General features: G+C 64.5%; 19 protein-coding genes. 13 read left to right on the top strand and 6 right to left on the bottom strand.

The window, feature by feature from the left end:
* Nucleotides 1-62 precede the first annotated feature (62 nt).
* A complete protein-coding gene (locus tag AC5IJH_RS04400; protein ID WP_491901584.1) occupies nucleotides 63-929 on the top strand; it encodes an SCO family protein in 867 nt (288 codons plus the stop codon).
* A gap of 26 nt (nucleotides 930-955) precedes the next feature.
* Here the strand turns inward: AC5IJH_RS04400 and AC5IJH_RS04395 are convergent, their stop codons facing one another.
* The gene (locus tag AC5IJH_RS04395; RefSeq protein WP_491901583.1) at nucleotides 956-2,092 is read right to left on the bottom strand and encodes a CgeB family protein; all 1,137 of its coding nucleotides are present in this window, start codon (nucleotides 2,090-2,092) and stop codon (nucleotides 956-958) included.
* A 135-nt stretch (nucleotides 2,093-2,227) separates the two neighbouring features.
* Between AC5IJH_RS04395 and AC5IJH_RS04390 the strand changes: the two genes are divergently transcribed.
* The 5 genes from AC5IJH_RS04390 to AC5IJH_RS04370 all read left to right on the top strand — a co-directional run bounded on the left by AC5IJH_RS04390 (nucleotide 2,228) and on the right by AC5IJH_RS04370 (nucleotide 5,624).
* A complete protein-coding gene (locus AC5IJH_RS04390; protein WP_491901614.1) occupies nucleotides 2,228-2,773 on the top strand; it encodes a pyruvoyl-dependent arginine decarboxylase in 546 nt (181 codons plus the stop codon).
* An 85-nt stretch (nucleotides 2,774-2,858) separates the two neighbouring features.
* Nucleotides 2,859-3,782, top strand: coding sequence for a carbon-nitrogen hydrolase (locus AC5IJH_RS04385; protein ID WP_491901582.1), 924 nt, complete (start codon nucleotides 2,859-2,861; stop codon nucleotides 3,780-3,782).
* Nucleotides 3,783-3,832: 50 nt separating this feature from the next.
* Nucleotides 3,833-4,870, top strand: a complete 1,038-nt coding sequence (locus AC5IJH_RS04380) for an agmatine deiminase family protein (RefSeq protein WP_491901613.1) — start codon at nucleotides 3,833-3,835, stop codon at nucleotides 4,868-4,870.
* 23 nt (nucleotides 4,871-4,893) lie between these two features.
* Nucleotides 4,894-5,361: a tRNA adenosine(34) deaminase TadA gene (tadA, locus tag AC5IJH_RS04375; RefSeq protein WP_491901581.1), complete on the top strand. Its 468-nt coding sequence runs from the start codon at nucleotides 4,894-4,896 to the stop codon at nucleotides 5,359-5,361.
* 8 nt (nucleotides 5,362-5,369) lie between these two features.
* A complete protein-coding gene (locus AC5IJH_RS04370) occupies nucleotides 5,370-5,624 on the top strand; it encodes a glutaredoxin family protein (protein ID WP_491901580.1) in 255 nt (84 codons plus the stop codon).
* A 4-nt stretch (nucleotides 5,625-5,628) separates the two neighbouring features.
* Here AC5IJH_RS04370 and AC5IJH_RS04365 read toward each other — a convergent pair whose 3' ends face one another.
* Nucleotides 5,629-5,901: a putative signal transducing protein gene (locus AC5IJH_RS04365; protein WP_491901579.1), complete on the bottom strand. Its 273-nt coding sequence runs from the start codon at nucleotides 5,899-5,901 to the stop codon at nucleotides 5,629-5,631.
* 98 nt (nucleotides 5,902-5,999) lie between these two features.
* On the opposite strand from AC5IJH_RS04365, the gene purB reads away from it, so the two are divergent.
* Both purB and AC5IJH_RS04355 read left to right on the top strand, forming a co-directional pair.
* Complete coding sequence (purB, locus tag AC5IJH_RS04360) at nucleotides 6,000-7,337, top strand: adenylosuccinate lyase (RefSeq protein ID WP_491901578.1); 1,338 nt, start codon at nucleotides 6,000-6,002, stop codon at nucleotides 7,335-7,337.
* A complete protein-coding gene (locus AC5IJH_RS04355; RefSeq protein ID WP_491901577.1) occupies nucleotides 7,334-7,927 on the top strand; it encodes a UbiX family flavin prenyltransferase in 594 nt (197 codons plus the stop codon). Before purB ends, AC5IJH_RS04355 begins: the two co-directional genes overlap by 4 nt.
* A 74-nt stretch (nucleotides 7,928-8,001) precedes the next feature.
* On the opposite strand, the gene pyrE is transcribed toward AC5IJH_RS04355, so the two are convergent.
* The 3 genes from pyrE to uvrA all read right to left on the bottom strand — a co-directional run bounded on the left by pyrE (nucleotide 8,002) and on the right by uvrA (nucleotide 12,607).
* Nucleotides 8,002-8,613, bottom strand: coding sequence for an orotate phosphoribosyltransferase (gene pyrE, locus AC5IJH_RS04350; protein ID WP_491901576.1), 612 nt, complete (start codon nucleotides 8,611-8,613; stop codon nucleotides 8,002-8,004).
* Complete coding sequence (locus AC5IJH_RS04345) at nucleotides 8,610-9,656, bottom strand: CPBP family intramembrane glutamic endopeptidase (protein WP_491901575.1); 1,047 nt, start codon at nucleotides 9,654-9,656, stop codon at nucleotides 8,610-8,612. The genes pyrE and AC5IJH_RS04345 overlap by 4 nt, the downstream gene beginning before the upstream one ends.
* Before the next feature lie 80 nt (nucleotides 9,657-9,736).
* Nucleotides 9,737-12,607, bottom strand: coding sequence for an excinuclease ABC subunit UvrA (uvrA, locus tag AC5IJH_RS04340; RefSeq protein WP_491901574.1), 2,871 nt, complete (start codon nucleotides 12,605-12,607; stop codon nucleotides 9,737-9,739).
* Between the two features lie 170 nt (nucleotides 12,608-12,777).
* Here uvrA and AC5IJH_RS04335 point away from each other — a divergent pair, with 170 nt between their 5' ends.
* A complete protein-coding gene (locus AC5IJH_RS04335; protein WP_491901573.1) occupies nucleotides 12,778-13,107 on the top strand; it encodes a hypothetical protein in 330 nt (109 codons plus the stop codon).
* Between the two features lie 71 nt (nucleotides 13,108-13,178).
* Here AC5IJH_RS04335 and AC5IJH_RS04330 read toward each other — a convergent pair whose 3' ends face one another.
* Nucleotides 13,179-13,979, bottom strand: a complete 801-nt coding sequence (locus AC5IJH_RS04330) for a hypothetical protein (RefSeq protein WP_491901572.1) — start codon at nucleotides 13,977-13,979, stop codon at nucleotides 13,179-13,181.
* A gap of 120 nt (nucleotides 13,980-14,099) precedes the next feature.
* On the opposite strand from AC5IJH_RS04330, the gene AC5IJH_RS04325 reads away from it, so the two are divergent.
* The 4 genes from AC5IJH_RS04325 to AC5IJH_RS04310 are packed head-to-tail and all read left to right on the top strand — an operon-like array spanning nucleotide 14,100 to nucleotide 17,371.
* Entirely contained in the window at nucleotides 14,100-15,104 is a 1,005-nt protein-coding gene (locus AC5IJH_RS04325; RefSeq protein WP_491901571.1) for a hypothetical protein, read from the top strand.
* Between the two features lie 57 nt (nucleotides 15,105-15,161).
* Complete coding sequence (locus AC5IJH_RS04320; protein WP_491901570.1) at nucleotides 15,162-15,809, top strand: nitroreductase family protein; 648 nt, start codon at nucleotides 15,162-15,164, stop codon at nucleotides 15,807-15,809.
* Nucleotides 15,810-15,814: 5 nt separating this feature from the next.
* Nucleotides 15,815-16,273 carry an NUDIX hydrolase gene (locus AC5IJH_RS04315; protein ID WP_491901569.1) on the top strand — a complete coding sequence of 153 codons (459 nt, stop codon included), beginning with the start codon at nucleotides 15,815-15,817 and terminating at the stop codon, nucleotides 16,271-16,273.
* Nucleotides 16,274-16,300: 27 nt separating this feature from the next.
* Complete coding sequence (locus tag AC5IJH_RS04310; protein WP_491901612.1) at nucleotides 16,301-17,371, top strand: alpha/beta fold hydrolase; 1,071 nt, start codon at nucleotides 16,301-16,303, stop codon at nucleotides 17,369-17,371.
* Nucleotides 17,372-17,386 lie beyond the last annotated feature (15 nt).

The raw sequence follows: 17,386 nt of genomic DNA, 5'->3' as shown, positions 1-17,386 counted from the left end.
CCGTGCGAGCTGCCACGGAGGCGGGGCGCAGCGCGGAGCCAGAGGGTTTACCCTAGAGGGTGATGCAACTTCGCCTCCCGCGCTTCGGTTCCGTGGTCTTGTCTGCTCTGCTGGCTGGTGCACTGCTCGCTCCCTCTGCAGGGGCGCAGTACTCGGCGGAGAAGCCGGTGGGCGTGTCGGCGCAGTCGACTCCTGCCTACCTGAAGAACGCCGGCATCGACCAGCGGCTGGGCAGCCAGATACCCCTCGAGCTCACGTTTCGCGACAGCACCGGCACGGTCGAGCCGCTGCGCAGTGTCTTTGCGCATCGACCCGTGGCGCTTGCACTGGTGTATTTCAAATGCGCCATGCTGTGCCCGCAGGTGCTGCATGGCATGGGCGAAGCGCTGACCCAGACCGGCTACGCTCCGGGACGCGACTACGACGTCGTCGTGGCGAGCATCGACCCGACAGACACGCCGGCCGATGCAGCGCAGTCGAAGGCGAAGTTTCTGGCGCAGCTCGGTGGCAATGCGCCGGCCAGCAGTGTGCATTTCCTCACCGGTGAACAGGCCGCGATTACGACGCTGGCGAACGCGGTCGGCTTCCACTACGTGCAGGTGCCCGGCCCGGACGGCAAGATGACGCAGTTTGCGCACTCCAGCGTGATCATGATCGCGACCCCTGATGGCCGGCTTTCCAAGTATCTGACCGGGGTTACGTATCAGCCGCGTGATCTCCGGCTGGCCTTGCTCGAGGCAAGCACACACCGCATCGGCACGCCGACGGACCTGATCCTGCTCTACTGCTGCAACTACTCGCCGGGCGAGGGGCGCTACACCGTCTCCGTTCTGCGCGTGCTGGGACTGGCGGCGATGGGCTCGGTGTTCGGGCTCGCCGGCATGCTCTACCTGCTGACGCGCAAGCCGAAGACGCGCGTGGCCGTCTAGGCGCGCAACTCAGGACGCAGCACAGCTCAGGGGACGCGCGAAGCGCGAATCTCTGCAGCGCGCGTGAGCAGGCGACGCAGCATGGTGTCATTGTCGTAGCCAGAGTGAAGTGCCCGTTGATGGCCGGCGTGAGCGATGGCCGCGCGCGCCGGCTCATCGTACAGATAACGCTCGATCTTGGCGCGGCACTCGTCCCAACCGGAGAAGAAGACGGCTTCGACATCCTCCTCGAAGCACGCCTGATGCTCGGGAGTGCGCTCCGCGAGCAGAAATCCTCCGCAGGCTGTGATCTCAAAAGATTTGTGCGCCACCTGGTCACAATTGCTATGCGTGACAAAGGCCAGGTTGATCCGCGATCGCCAGATAGCGTCACGATACGCTGCGCCCTTCAACTCGCCCATGCGGAAGTTCGCTGCAAATGCATCCTCGGGGAGCGCTGCCTCCCAGTGCGGCCGCGAGCCGGAGATGTCGAGCGGGATGCCGGCCCGCCAGAGCCGCGCGAGGAAGGGGCCGCGCTCGTCATACGGAGTGCCGATGAACGAGGCGTTCCGGTCGCGGTCGCGGTCGCTCCAGGTCACGGGCGGCGCGAAGTGAACAGAGGGCTCGTAGGTGAAGCGGATCTCGACCGCCTCACGCGCGCCATGCTGGAGGAAGTCAGCCACGCTCGATTGTCGGGGCACGGCGTGCAGATCGTAACGTGGAATCGCCCGGCGGAACATGCGCCAGCCTGGATCGTGGCGCGGCCCGAACGGGTTGTCATTCATGTAGTCGATGCTGACGACTCCGCGCCGATTCAGTTGCCGCAGCGTGGCAGGCCACAGCCCGAGCACCTTGTCAGCCAGCAGAACGTTCGCGCGCTCGCGCTGGGCCGCTTCGAGAATAGCGTGATTCAGCCGCTGCACACCCGGGCCAGCCTGCAGCCGGAACTGCAGCTTCGCCGCGAGTCCTCTGCCAGCAAACGCTCCAGCATCAAGCGTCGCGACATGCTCCAGCGGAAGGCGCTTGAGCGCGCGTAGGCGATACTCGCCGTAGTAGTCCGGGTCGAGATTGGAGCAATAGAGCACCCGCAGGTGATCGAGCGCGTCATCCGTCACAGCCGGGCCTTTCTCGGCGCGAGCGACGCGCACGACGGGCACGCACCCCGCGGCGCGCACCACCAACATTTCTATCGTATTCTGTGAAAACAGCATAAATTCAGAGGACCAGTCGGTTCGGCTGACGCCGCTGCTGTCATACTTTTCGATGGGAAAACGGCTCAGCCGCAACCCGACCCGGAGGAACACACATTGCCCAAGAGCATGGTGCCGAAGCGCCTTTTTTTCACCAAGGGTGCGGGCAGGCACAAGGAGCGACTGACCTCGTTCGAGTTGGCCCTGCGTGATGCCGGCATCGCCGCGCAGAACCTGGTTCGCGTCTCGTCCATCTTCCCACCCAACGCCAAGCTGATCACGCGCAAAGAGGGTGTTGAGTACCTGTCGCCAGGCGAGGTCGTGTTCGCCGTGGTGGCCGAGAACTCAACCCGCGAGCCGCACAGGCTCGTGGCCTCGAGCATCGGCGTGGCGATCCCAAGCGACCGTAACACTTACGGTTACCTGAGCGAGCATCACAGCTTCGGCGAGACCGAAGAGCAGGCCGGCGAGTACGCCGAGGAGCTGGCGGCCGAGATGCTGGCCACCACCCTTGACGTGGAGTTCGATCCGGACAAGAGCTGGGACGAAAAGAAGGAGATCTACCGCATCTCGAACAAGATCGTGCGTACGGCGAATGTGACGCAGTCCGCGATCGGCGACAAGCGCGGGCTGTGGACGACCACGATTGCGGCCGCAATCCTGATCTTCGAATAGCCCGAGCACGGCAGACACAGGAAGGCGCGGGCCAGCGGCTCGCGCCTTCTGCTTGCGTGCAACATGGAAAGGTGAGGTGTCCACAATGCCCACGGCATTGAAGTACAGAATTGGGTTGGTGCAGATGTCCTGCTCGCCAGACCCGGATGCGAATCTGGATAAGGCGGCCGACCGCGTGCGCGAGGCCGCACGCGCAGGTGCACGACTCATCTGCCTGCCCGAGCTATTTCGCGCGCAGTACTTCTGCCAGCGCGAGGACACAGCATTGTTCGACCTGGCAGAGCCGATTCCGGGGCCAAGCACGGAGCGGCTGAGCGCGGTTGCGCGCGAGGAGCGCGTCGTGGTGATCGCCTCGGTGTTCGAGCGGCGCGCGGCGGGGCTCTACCACAACACCGCCGTGACGCTCGAGACAGACGGCTCGATCGCCGGGCTCTATCGCAAGATGCACATCCCCGACGACCCGCTCTACTACGAGAAGTTCTACTTCACGCCGGGCGACCTCGGGTTCCGCGCGCAGGATACGTCCGTTGGTCGTGTGGGCACGCTGGTGTGCTGGGACCAGTGGTACCCGGAGGGCGCGCGCATCACCGCGTTGCAAGGCGCGAATGTCCTTTTCTACCCGACAGCCATCGGATGGCACCCGTCCGAGAAGGAAGAGTTCGGCGCGTCACAATACGACGCCTGGCAGACGATCCAGCGTGCGCACGCGATCGCAAACGGTGTGTACGTGGCGGCTCCCAACCGCGTGGGCTGGGAGAATGGGGACATCCGCGGCAATCGCGTGGAGGGTCCGGGGCTCGAGTTCTGGGGCGGGTCGTTCATCGCCGATCCGTTCGGGCGCGTGATCGCGCAGGCGCCGCATGACCGCGAAGACATCCTGATCGCAGAGGTCGACCCCGTGGCGCTCGAACACCAGCGCCGCCACTGGCCATTCCTGCGTGATCGCCGCATCGATGCTTACGGCTCGATCGTCCACCGCTTTATCGATCTGCCGCAGGTCGAAAAGTGACCACTACAGTTGCAGATTCAAAGGTGACGCCGCACGCACTGGGCTATCGGATGCCCGCCGAGTGGGAGCGGCACACCGCAACGTGGATGGCCTGGCCGCACAATGCCAGCGACTGGCCGGGACGTTTTCAGCCCATCCCATGGGTGTATGCAGAGATTGTGCGCCAGCTCGCGGCAGTCGAAGAGGTCCGCATCCTGGTCCAGAGTGCAGACGCAGAGAGGCGCGCTCGTAGTGTTCTCAAACGTGCTGGTGTGAGCACCACGACCGTTCACTTTCAGCAGTGGCCCACCAACCGGGTGTGGACGCGCGACTCCGGGCCGATCTTCGTGCGCAAGCGCGGAGGCGTCGCCATCACGGACTGGAAATTCAACGCGTGGGCGAAGTATCCGGACTGGGAGCTGGACAATGCTCTCCCAGATCGCGCCGCGGAGCTGCTGAAGCTGCCCGCGTTCCAACCCGTGGTGCAACTCGCAGACGGCACCGAGCACCGGCTGGTGCTCGAGGGCGGCAGCATCGACACAAATGGCGATGGTGTGTTGCTGACCACGGAAGAGTGCCTGCTCAGCCCGGTGCAGCAGCGAAACCCCGGTGTCAGCCGCGAGCAGCTGGAGCAGGCCTTCCACGCCTATCTCGGCATCGATCAGGTGCTGTGGCTGAACCGCGGGATTGCCGGCGATGACACGCACGGGCACGTGGACGACATCACGCGCTTCGTCGATCACAACACAATCGTCACCGTGGTTGAGTCGAATCCGGCGGATGAGAATCACCTGCCGCTGCTCGAAAATTTGGATCGGCTGCGCATTGCGCGCACACGCCATGGCGAGCCATTCCGCATCGTCGAGCTGCCACTTCCCTCACCTGTTGTCTTCGAAGGGCAACGGCTGCCGGCGAGCTACGCCAACTTCTACATCGCGAACGAGCTGGTGCTGGTGCCAACCTTCAATGACGCGAACGACCGGCATGCGCTGAACACGCTGGCGGAGCTGTTTCCGCACCGGCGCGTGGTCGGCATCCACTGCCTCGACTTCATCTGGGGTCTGGGTGCACTGCACTGCATGACGCAGCAGCAGCCGGCTGCAGAGTGATGGCGCTCTCCTCAACGGACGCGATGGCAGCTGCGCTCGGTGAGGCCCGTGCAGCAGAGGCTGCGGGTGAGGTGCCCATCGGCGCCGTTGTGCTGCATGAGGGCGCGATCATCGCACGCGGTCAGAATCGAGTGCTGCGGGACAACGATCCCACCGCTCATGCCGAGGTCGTTGCGCTACGCGCAGCGGCAGCAGTCCTCGGCAACTATCGGTTAAACGGATGCACAGTGGCAGCCACCCTTGAGCCATGCGCCATGTGCGCGGGGGCCTTGATCCATGCGCGCGTGGATCAGCTTATCTATGGCGCACACGACCCTAAGGCTGGCGCGGCCGGGTCGGTGCTGGACGTCCTGAATCATCCCCTGCTGAACCACACGATGATTGTGGTGCCAGGGGTAATGTCCGAAGAGTGTGCGCGGCTGTTACGGGAGTTTTTCGAGCGGCGTCGTTCGTCACCTGGCATTCACAATCGCGCAATCGGCGGCGTATGATGCGCCCCATGCAGATCCTCGTCTACTCCGCCTCTTGGTGCCGTGACTGCCGCGAAGCGAAGCGCTTCCTCGCCGAACACCGGATCGCCTTCACCGAGATCGATATCGAAGCCGTGCCCGGCGCGGCGGAAGAGGTCGTCCGCAATGTGGGCAAACGGGCCATTCCGCAGTTTGTGATCGACGGCCGTTGGGTGCAGCCCTACCGCCCGGGGCAGGGCTTTCTCTATCGCGAGATGAGTGAGCTCTTCGGCGTGGCCGCGTAGCCGCTCAGGCCACGCTGGTCACATCGCCGTCGGCCGGGCCGGGATCGTTCAGGATCGCGCGCGCGTCTTCTTCGTCCGCGGAAGCTACTTGTAACTGCACGGCGTCGAGTCCGTTGCCGTAGAGCAGGCCGGCATTTTCACCGGAGAGAAAACAGTCAATGCCGGAGGCCTCGAGCCGCCCTTTGGCCAACTCGGCCTGAAGCATGTCTGTATAGCGCTCAATCGTCACCATCGTCTCGCCACTCTGCTGGTCTGCCATGCTGCCTTGGTCTGCCATGCCTGTCTCCTTGTGCGCCCGCGGCGCGATTTTGCGTGAGGTCGATGGGTAGGATGCGCGACCAGTAGAATGGTGGGTTCACCCGGGAGAGACGAGCCTTGATCGCACGTTACACGCGCCCCGCCATGGGAGCGCTCTGGACCGACGAGTCGAAGTATCGCATGTGGCTGAAGGTGGAGGTGGCTGCCTCCGAGACACTGGCCGAGTTCGGCCTCGTGCCGCGCGAGGCGGCCGCGGCGATTCGCGATCGCGGCGACTTCGACGTCGCCCGCATCCAGGACATCGAGGCTGAGGTGAAGCATGATGTCATCGCGTTCACCACGGCCGTGGGAGAGAGGATCGGCCCCGAAGCGCGCTGGCTGCACTACGGCCTGACCTCAAACGATGTGGTCGACACGGCGCAGGCTCTGCAGGTGAAGGCCGCGTCGGCGCTGCTGCGTGAGGGGATTGTGGCACTCCGCGAGGTGCTGAAGCGGCGCGCGCTCGAGTTCCAGCACACCCCGACGATCGGCCGCACACACGGCATCCATGCCGAGCCGACCACGTTCGGACTGAAGCTGCTGAACTGGTATGCGGAGATCGGCCGCGACCTGGCTCGCTTCGATGCTGCCGCAGAGGACATGCGCGTCGGCAAGCTGTCCGGCGCAGTGGGCACGTTCGGCCATCTGAAGCCCGAGCACGAGGTGCGCATCTGCGAGCGACTGGGCCTGACGCCCGCACCGGTGGCGACACAGGTCATCCAGCGTGACCGGCACGCGCACTACATCGCAACGCTCGCAGTGCTGACAGCGACGCTCGACAAGATCGCGACGGAGATCCGCCATCTGCAGCGCACCGAGGTGCGCGAGGCCGAGGAGTTCTTCTCCGAGAAGCAGAAGGGCTCTAGCGCGATGCCACACAAGCGCAACCCGATCACGAGTGAGCAGATCAGCGGGCTGGCGCGCGTGGTTCGCTCGAATGCCCAGGCAGCGTTCGAGAACGTAGCGCTCTGGCACGAACGGGATATCTCGCACTCGTCGGTGGAGCGGGTGATCTTCCCCGACTCGACTATCCTCGCGGACTACCTGCTGGCGAAGACGACCTCGCTGATCGACAAGCTGCTGGTGTACCCGAAGCGCATGCTGCGCAATCTTGAGAGCACGGGCGGGCTGATCTTCTCCGGCCAGCTGCTGCTCGACCTGGCGGAGGCCGGCATGTCTCGCGAGGATGCGTATCGGCTGGTGCAGTCCCATGCCATGCGTGCGTGGCGCGAGGAACTGGTCTTTCGCGACCTGGTCACGGAGGAGCCGGAGATCACGAAGCGCCTCTCGCCAGAGAAGCTGGCGCGAGCCTTCGACCTGAACCGCCAACTCAGCAATGTGGATGCGATCTTTGCGCGCGTGCTGCAAAACGAGAGCACGGCGTCGGCAGCGAAGACCGATGCTGTCCACGCATGAATGTCACCGTCGCGGTAACAGGAGCGAGCGGCGCGGCCCTGGGACGCGAGATGCTCCGCGCCCTCGAAGTCGATGAGCGTGTGACAGGAGTCGACTTCGTTGCCAGCGAAAGCGCGTTGCGCGTGATCGCGGAGGAGCTGCACCTCTCTGGTCGCAACGACCTCATCACCAAGCTGCTGGGCACACCGGCGCGTAAGACAAAGCAGCACGTCGAGAATGACATCGGCGCTTCGATTGCGAGTGGCAGCTATCCGTGCGCGGGCATGATCGTGCTTCCCTGTTCCATGGGCACGCTGGCTGGCATTGCGAACGGCATGGCCGGCAACCTGATCGAACGCGCGGCGGATGTGTGCCTGAAGGAACGGCGGCCGCTAGTCCTGTGCGTGCGCGAGACGCCGCTCAACAAAATCCATCTGCGGAACATGCAGCTTGCGGCGGACGCTGGCGCGACCATCTTCCCGGTAATCCCGTCGTTCTACAACGAGCCGCGGACAACCGAGGAGATGGTGCGTTCGTTCGTGCAGCGTGTGCTCGCGCACTTCGGGTTGCCGCAGCCAGGCGCTTACGTGTGGTCGCCGGGCGCGGAGTAGCGACTGCCATCCAGGTCCATCGCTGCGCTGAGGATGACACTCTGCTGAGTCTGCCAACTGGCTGACTTGCAGCTTTACATCGGCATGTGCTTCACGTGCTCGGCGCGAACATCGTCGGCAGTGAACAGGCGCAGAAACGGCGCTCCCGGTGCGGCTGCCTCGACCGCGGGACGTCCGCCCGCTTCCGTGCGTTCGACCAGGCAGACCACCGCGACCACGCGCATGTTCGCCGCGTGTGCGGCCTCAATCGCGGTGATGGTTGAGCCACCCGTCGTGCACACGTCATCGACGATGAGCACCGGTGCCTGCTCCTCCACGAAGCCTTCGACCCGACGCCCGGTGCCGTGCTGCTTCTCTGCCTTGCGCACCAGGAAACCATGAACCAGCCGCTGGCTCTCGCCCTCGACACGCCGTTGCGCGCTGGCGATCGATACAGCGGAGACGATCGGATCCGCCCCCATTGTGAGCCCGCCGACTGCGTGCGGATGCAGCCGGTGTTCGGCCAGCAGGTCGAGGATGGCAAGGCCGGTCAGGCGCGCGCCTTCGGCGTCAAGCGTGGTGGTGCGGCAGTCGATGTAGTAGTCGCTGCGTGCGCCCGAGGCGAGCTTGAAATCACCCAGCTTGAACGACTGCCGAGCCAGCAGGGTGAGCAGTTGCTGACGGTGCGACGGGTTGGAGGCGCTCACTTCCCCACCTTATCCAAGTGACGGAAGCCATCTGTGCCGATGAACAACATGGCGAAGATGGTCAGGTTGTACATCGAATGAACCACGGTGCTGGCGGCCAGCGAGTGGAAGCGCAGCCGCGTGATGCAGAGCACGCAACTGACGACGAACAGCACGCCGAGCGGCGCGAGGGAGTGCGCGAGTTGCGCGCCATGCAGCAGAGCAAAGCCGATGCTGGTGATGACCGTCGAAAAGACGATCGCGGGCATGCTCCACGCGGGATCGCTCGAGAGAGCGCTCTCCCGGTCGCCATCGCCGTGAGCGTAGCGATGGAAGACGCTGGCGCCCACAGGCGGCAGTGTGGCGTAGGTGGCAGCCTGCTGCTCCCATTCGCTCACTGCGGTGGCCTTGGCGCGGGCACGGCTGCCGCGCTGCGCGACCCAGTCCCATGCGGTCGCCAGCGAGGGCAACAGAAAGCCGCGGAAGGCGAGTTCTTCAAACGCTGGTGCGATGGTCACTCCGAAGATGGCGATCAGCCACACACCGAGGGACTGCGTGAACAGCTTGTCGATCGGCAGCTCTTTTGGAATGGGCAGGAAGTTCGACAGTACCTGCACCACCGCGCTCGTGACCACGCCGATGCCCACCAGCAGCCACCACCGCTTGCTGGTGTGAACCGCGCGCCAGTGCACGCCCTGGCCGAAGGAGCGGCCCCAGATGCGCGGGAAGATGAGGATGCTGGCAGCGACCGCGATGCCGTAGATCAGCGCCTCCACCGGCAGCAGGAAGCGCGGATCGGTGGTCAGCTTGTCGCCGCTTTCATGCAGCAGGCGTGTCGCGTAGTGCAGGCTGAGCCCGGACGGGACCGCCGCCAGTACGCCGGAAAGCAAAACGAAAACGGCAAAGAGTGCGGAGTGACCGAGGTTCGGCACCGCCGCAGGCAGGGGCGCGGTCTCGATCGTGACAACGGGCAGCGGAGCATGATCCTGCCCGCCGGAGGGGAACACGTCGTAGGTAGCGGGTCCGGAGTCGGAAGGGGGCAGATGACTGGGATCAATCGGCATCGCGCGTCTCTCGCAGGCGACTCCGGCGGGTGCAGAGTCGAGCAGTAGCCAGCCGATCTGCAGCGAATCCGGCCGGATTTCTATTGGACTGTAACAGAACGCCGACGGGTGCTCTTCTTTACAGCGGGAGCCCCTGACTGGCCCTCACCGCCGTTGCTGGAGGGGGCGGCAGCGCTGCTCTCCGTAAGCGGGTAGTAGCGGCGCAGGAACTCGGCCGTGTGCGAGCCGGAGACCTGCGCGACCTGCGCAGGGGTGCCCTCGGCGACGATGCTGCCGCCGTCCTCACCGCCCTCCGGTCCAAGATCGAGGATCCAGTCGGCATTACGGATCACGTCGAGGTTGTGCTCGATGATCAGCACCGTGTTGCCCAGGTCGGTCAGCCGGTGCAGCACCTCGAGCAGCTTGCGCACGTCGTCGAAGTGCAGCCCGGTGGTGGGCTCGTCCAGCACGTAGAGCGTCTTGCCGGTCTGCCGCTTCGAGAGCTCCCGGGCCAGCTTCATCCGCTGCGCCTCGCCGCCGGAAAGCGTCGTCGCGGCCTGCCCGAGGTGCACGTAGCCGAGCCCCACATCGACCAGCGTCTGCAGCTTCTGCCGCACCTGCGGGATGTCCTTGAGGACGGGCAGAGCATCTTCGATGGCGAGGTCGAGAATGTCCGCGATGGAGTAGCCGTTGAACTTGACCGCGAGCGTCTCCTGGTTGAAACGCCGCCCGTTGCAGACATCGCAGATGACGTAGACGTCGGGCAGGAAGTTCATCTCGATACGCTTCTGCCCATCGCCCTGACAGGCCTCGCAGCGACCACCCGTCACGTTGAAGGAGAAGCGCCCCGGCTTGTAGCCGCGTTCGCGCGACTCGGGCAGCATCGCGAAGATGTCGCGGATGGCCGAGAGCACGCCGGTGTAGGTCGCCGGGTTCGAGCGCGGCGTGCGGCCGATCGGCGACTGGTCGATGCGGATGACCTTGTCGATCTGCTCAACACCCTTGATGGCCTTGTGCTCACCCGGAGCCTCACGCGAGTCGTAGAGCGTCTGCGCTAGTGAGCGGTAGAGGATGTCGTTGACAAGCGTGCTCTTGCCCGAACCAGAGACGCCAGTCACGACCGTCATGACGTTGAGCGGAAAGCGCGCGGTCACGTTGCGCAGGTTGTGGCTCTTCGCGCCCTCGACCGTGATCCAGCCATTGCCCACGGGTCGCGGCGCCAGTCGGTGCAGGATGCCAGTCTCGCCCGACAGGTAACGCCCCGTCAGCGACTCCGGTGTCTCCATGATGTGCTGCGGCGTGCCCTCCGCGACGACATAGCCGCCGAGCTTGCCTGCCCCCGGGCCGAGGTCGAGGACATAGTCGGCGCTGCGGATCGTGTCCTCGTCATGCTCGACGACGAGCACTGTGTTGCCGAGGTCGCGCAGCGATTCGAGAGCAGTGATCAGGCGTTGGTTGTCGCGCTGGTGCAGTCCGATCGACGGCTCGTCGAGCACGTAGAGCACGCCACGCAGGCGCGAGCCGATCTGCGTCGCAAGCCGGATGCGCTGGCCTTCGCCGCCGGAGAGCGTGGCAGCATTCCGATCGAGCGAGAGGTACGAGAGCCCCACCGCGTTCAGGAATTCGAGCCGCTCGATGACCTCGCGACGCAGGCGCTCCGCGATGAGCGCCTCGCGATCGCTGAACGAGAGCGCGCGCGCCGCGGTGAGCGCGCGGTTGAGCGGCAGGCTGGTGAAGTCTGCAATCGAGAGCTCCTGCACCTTCACGGCGAGCGAAGCGGGACGCAGGCGCTTGCCGTGGCAGGCCGGGCAGGTCGCAGCCGACATGTAGCCGAGCAGCCACTCGCGGTAGCTGTCGGACTTCGATTCTTCGAGCGAATCCCGCAGCCACTGAAAGACGCCATGGAAACCGGTGCGCGGAGCCTCTGCGCCGGGACCATAGAGCAACATCTCCTGTTGCTTTTCGGTGAGTTCCTCGAACGGCTTCTGAATCGGGATTTTGTACTTCTGTGCGGCAAGTTTGACCAGCCGCGCCAAGTACTGCGAGCCGGAGCCGGGGCCGAGCGCGCCCTCGAGCAGCGGCTTCGACCAGTCAACAACAACCTTGGCCGCGTCGAAGTCGTAAATGCTGCCGAGGCCGTGACATTCCGGGCATGCCCCGTACGTGCTATTGAAGGAAAAACTGCGCGGCTCCAACTTAGGGACATCGAGTCCGCAATCGGGACACGCCATGGAAGAGGAGTAAAGCGTCTCTCCATTCGCGGTTCCGATCAGGACCAGACCATTTGCAAGCTGCAATGACTTCGCGATCGCTGCTTCGAGACGTTTCTCGACGCCGGGCTTCAGGATGACGCGGTCAATGATGGCTTCGATGGTGTGGTTCTTGCGCTTTTCGAGCGAGATGGGGTCGGCCAGGTCACGGACCTCGCCATCCACCCGGGCCTTGAATCCCTGCTGGTCGAGCATGTCGAGCAGATCTTTGAACTCGCCCTTGCGACCGCGGACGATAGGCGCGTAGACGATCAGCCGTTCGCCGGCTGGCAGCGCGAGCACACGCTCGACGATCTGCTCGGCGGACTGGCGAGAGATAGGACGGCCGCAGTTGGGGCAGTGAGGCGTGCCGACCGAGGCGTAGAGCAGGCGGAGGTAGTCGTAGATCTCCGTGATAGTGCCGACGGTGGAGCGCGGACTGCGACTGGTGGTCTTCTGCTCGATCGAGATCGCAGGGCTCAGGCCCTCGATGGAGTCGACATCGGGCCGCTCGATCTGATCGAGGAACTGCCGGGCGTAGGCAGAGAGCGTTTCGACGTAACGGCGCTGCCCTTCGGCGTAGATGGTGTCGAAGGCAAGCGAGGATTTGCCGGAGCCGGATAGTCCGGTGATGACGGTGAGGGTGTTGCGCGGGATCTGCACGCTGATATCGCGCAGATTGTGCTGGCGGGCGCCGCGAACCGTGATGTGGGTAATCGGCATGCGTGATATTGCAGTCAACTCGCTTGCGGGTTGCCAGGAATCGAAGACGCCGAAGTAATGGGACCGCGCAGGAAAGGCGGCGACGAAGGCTGCCGCTCTACGTATCTTAGTCGGCAATAGAAACGAGGGTCAACGCACCGTAACAATGGCGTTGGCTGCCTCCAACAGAAGTGCCGGCACGTTTGACAAGAACAGATGAGAAGCGACTCAAGCGCTTCCTCATTCGTGACGATGAACACCTTAGCAGTTGGCAGTTGACTCGACGGCTGACCCGGCTCGATCCGCGGCGCAGCCAGAAAAATGGGAATCGAACTATGGACGCGATGAACTTCGTTGGTTTGACTTGTGCCGTACTTGCCGCTCTTGCGTTTGGCGTTCTTCTCGCCTATTCCTGCTGCCAGGGGATCTTCGCCCTGCTGCGCATGCATTCCCGCTCGCTGCATCCGGTTGCGTCCAGCAAGGTAGTGGACTCGGTGCAGGTGCAGGTCCAGGCGTCGTAGCAACGACGCCCGTCCCACTCTCTACCGTTCCGATCTAAACGGGGCTGCTGGCCGGGGCTGCTGAGCAATCGCTACTGCGGTGGTTGCGGATTCTGCTGCTGTTGTTGCTGCTGCTGCCGCTGCTCGAGGAAGATCTGCTGCGGTGTGCGCCCCTGGGGCGGAACACCGGCACCCGGACCCTGGGGCGGCGGCTCGGCGGGCATGATCGAGGGCGGCGAGGGCGCCTCCTCGAAATCATTGCTGTTGTCCTCTTCGTTGTCGTTGCTCTGCGGCTGCGGATTGGCAGACGGAGGTGCGCTGCCTTCGGCAGTCCTGCGCGACAGAAGCAGCTCACGCGGGGCTCCGTTGGGCAGATCGCCCACCATCACCAGGTTGTAGCCCGCTCCGTTCAGTAGCGAGGTCAGCACCTCTTTGGGTGCCCCTGGGCCGAAGCTGCCGAAGACGCGATCGTCCCCGTTCACGCCGCCATCCAGCTTCATCCCTGTCTGCGACGAAATCTGATGCAGGACCTGTGACAGGCTCGCATTGTCTGCCCTCACCGCCAGCTCGTCTTTGCCAACAGTGACCACGGCCGGAACGGCTGGCTGCTGCAATTCATTGGGAGGTGGCAGCGGTGCGGCCGGAGGTGGGGGCTCAACAGGAGCTTCGACCTTGGCGGCAGACTTTTTGCGGCCCGCGTGATGCGCAGTCTTCGCGGGATTCCCCGCCGGAGCGGCAGGGGCGTTGACGGAAGGAGCGACGGGGCCGGCGGGCTGCGTGGCCACTTGGGCGACAGCGCCGGCGCCAAACACCGCAACCGCGGCAAGGCTGATGGCGAGCCGGGGCAATGTGCGCGCCGGGATGAATAAGAGACGGGGTTGGCCAGACAGCATCGCAGTCTCCTTCGTCACTCAATAGACTACACAAGCCGCCGAAGCGCTCGCACCCTGCCGCTTTGCGCGGGAATAGGCCGGTGTGGTGAAGTAAGGCTTGTGACGAGTGGTGATCCGATCATGATTGTGCCCCGGGCAACCCGTGTTCTGGCTGCGACTTCCCTGCTCTCCCTGGCACTGCCCGCGCTTGGCGTGTCGTGCAAGACGCAGGCGGCGATGAACGAGGCGGAACGCTCGGCGATTGTGCAGGCGGCGCAGCAGATCGGGCGCGATGTCCAGTCGGGCCGTACGGCCGACCTGAGGGCCGCGACGGTGCCCGACGTTGCAGCTCATTTCGACGCCATCGCCAACGCCTCTTCCGCCCTGACGCCGCTGATGACGGGGGCCACCTTGACCGTGGATGCCGTCTACCGCCTGGACGCGGGCGATGCCAAACCCGGGGATGAGCAGACGCAGTTCTTCTGCGATTCGCCCGACAACATCACGCACACGACGTTCTCGATCCAGCATCTGCCTCCGGGGCAGTTTGCGTTCGCCCTGCTCCATGCGACCGGTGTGGCCAAGCCGCAGCAACTCTCTTTACTCCTGCAGCAGGGAGCGGCAAACGGGCCGTGGCAGCTCGCCGGGTTCTTCCCCAAGCCGCTCGCTGTAGCCGGCCATGACGGGCTCTGGTACTGGCGCCAGGCGCGCACGTACGCGCAGCAGAAGCAGGGCTGGAATGCCTGGTTCTACTACGCGACGGCGAGCTACCTGCTGCAGCCGGCGGGCTTCTTTTCGAGCACAAATCTCGAGAAACTGAATGACGAGCAGCAGGCAGCCCGGCCCAAGGACCTGCCCGGAGCGGAGCCGCTGCCGGTGAACGTGGATGGCGCGATCTACCGCGTGACCAGCCTGCGGACGGACGACCAGTTGGGCGGGCTCGACCTAGTGGCGCACTACGCGGCGACCGGAACGACTGATCCGGTCGCCGCGCGCACGCAGACGATCGCTGTGATGCGCGGTCTGCTGGCGCTCCATCCGGAGCTGCGGGACGCCTTCCACGGACTCTGGGTGTTTGCCGACCCGGCTGCTGGCGGTGCGCCGTTCTCGCTTGAGCAGCCGATGAGCGCCATCCCGAAGAGCTAAGGTAGAACGCGAGGTATCGCCGTTCAAACGGCAGAAAGAGTTCTGCATCAAGATCGCATGAGTACGGAGAAGCCGCTCTCGAAGGCCATTGAGGACCGCCGCGCGACGCCGACCTTTGATGGCCGGCCGATGCCGATGGATGATCTGCGCCGCATCCTGAATGCCGGTCTGCAGGCGCCCAGTGCCTACAATCTGCAGCCGTGGCGGTTCGTCGTGGTGCGCTCCGCGGAGCAGAAGCGCAGACTGCGCAGTGCCTGCTTCAATCAGCCAAAGGTAGGCGAGGCCAGCGCGGTGATCGTGGCCTGCGGTGATGCAGATGGCTGGCGCAATGGCGATCTGGACGAAATGCTGCGCATGGGCCGTGAGAACGGCATGCCGGAAAACTACGCCGAGCAGGCGCGGACCAACATTCCGCCCTACCTGTCCGAGCACCCCAACATCGCCATGTGGCTGAATCGGCAGGTGATGATCGCCTTCACCCACATGATGCTGATGGCCGAGGTGCTGGGCTATGACACCGCGCCGATGGAAGGCTTTGAGCCCGACAAGATCCATGATGCGTTGAAGTTGCCGCTCAGCTACGTGACGGTAGCGCTGCTCGGAATCGGGCATGGAAGTGGGGCGGAGAAGTTCTCCGGTGGGCGTTTCTCGTCGTCGCGGACCGTCTTCGGCGAAGAGCACGGCCGCCCGCTGAGCGAGAGCTGAGCCCGATGCAGCGTGAGTTCCCTGCTGCCCCGATCGCCGGGGTGGGCGCAATTGTTCTCGATGACGAGTTGCGTGTGCTGCTGGTGCGGCGCGGGCAGGAGCCGCTGCTGGGCGAGTGGTCGCTGCCGGGCGGTGCGCTGGAGTTGGGCGAGCGGCTCGAGGACGGCGTGCGCCGCGAGGTTTTCGAGGAGACGGGACTCGAGGTGGAGCCGCTCGAGATCGTCGCCGTGTTCGATCACATCTCACAGAGTGACGAAGCACCCGCGCGAGTGCGTTTTCATTACGTTTTGATCGACTATCGCTGCCGCGTGCTGGGGGGCACTCTTGCCTCGGCCAGCGACGCGACCGAGGTGCGATGGGCGGCGTGGGGAGAACTGACGGGGCATGGTGCGATTCCGGTACGCCCGTTTACGCTCAGCGTGATCCGCAAAGCGATCGAGCAGGCGCGCGGGCTGCGTAAGTAACAAGGAGGACTGGTTCTCTTGAGCACCATGGCACCCCGGCCGGGGATGGGCCGCAAGCGGCGCAATAACGCCCGTTCTGGCCGCGTTTCGCAGCCTTCGCAGAGCCAGCGCACCCACTCTTCCCTGCCGAAACGTGGCGAATTGCAATGGCGTACGTACGGTATTTCGGTCGCAATCATGGCCTTTTTGTTCCTCCTGGGGGCGCTTTTTGTGTGGCGGAACCCGCTTGAGGTAATTGAAATGATTACCCGGGGGCGATTGGCATATGCCGGCTTCCATAACGAGTTCACGACGATCGACGGCGAGAGCATTCACTACTACGAAGGTGGTAGCAGCAGCGGCACCCCGGTGCTGCTGGTCCATGGGCTGGGCAGCCGGGCGGAGGACTGGTCCAACCTGATGCCGCAGTTGAAGCAGAGCGGCTTCCATGTGTATGCGATCGACCTGCTCGGGTATGGGAGGTCGGCGCGGCCGACGAATGCGTCGTACTCGATCCCGCAGGAAGCCGGGATCGTCGAAGCGTTTCTGAAGCAGAAGCAGATCCAGAAGGTGGACCTGGTGGGCTGGTCGATGGGCGGATGGGTGGCGGCGCGTGTTGCGCTCGACGAGCCGGATCGCATCGGCCGGCTGGTGCTGTGCGATGCGGCGGGCATTCGCTTTGCGCCGACATTCACGGTGTTCGACTTCGAGCCGACGACGATCCCTGCCGTGCGGCGGCTGTATCGCATGCTGATGCCGCAGGGGGGCGATCCGCCGGACTTCCTGGCGGAGGACATGATCCGCAAGTTCCAGTCGCTGAACTGGGTGGTGGATCGCAGCGCGCGATCAATGTTCAAGGGCGACGACCTGCTGGACGGAAAGCTCCGCTCGCTGACGGTGCCGACGCTGATCGTGTGGGGCAAGCAGGATCACCTGATCCCGCTGTCCGCGGGGATTGCGATGCACTCCCAGATTCCGGACTCGGTGCTCGAGATCTACGACGGCTGCGGACACCTGGCGCCGGGGCAGTGCGCGAATCGCATCGGGCCACGGATGATCGATTTCCTGAGTGGCCGCGTGCCACAGCAGCACCAGTCGGCAGAGATTCCAGCTCACTAGAGAACTAAGGGCGGG

The organism is Candidatus Dedyshia acidiphila (genome assembly GCF_051025295.1).
Classification (GTDB): domain Bacteria; phylum Acidobacteriota; class Terriglobia; order Terriglobales; family Acidobacteriaceae; genus KBS-83.
The sequence above is the reverse complement of the archived record's forward strand: the minus strand, read 5'-3'. Positions and strand labels throughout refer to the sequence as shown.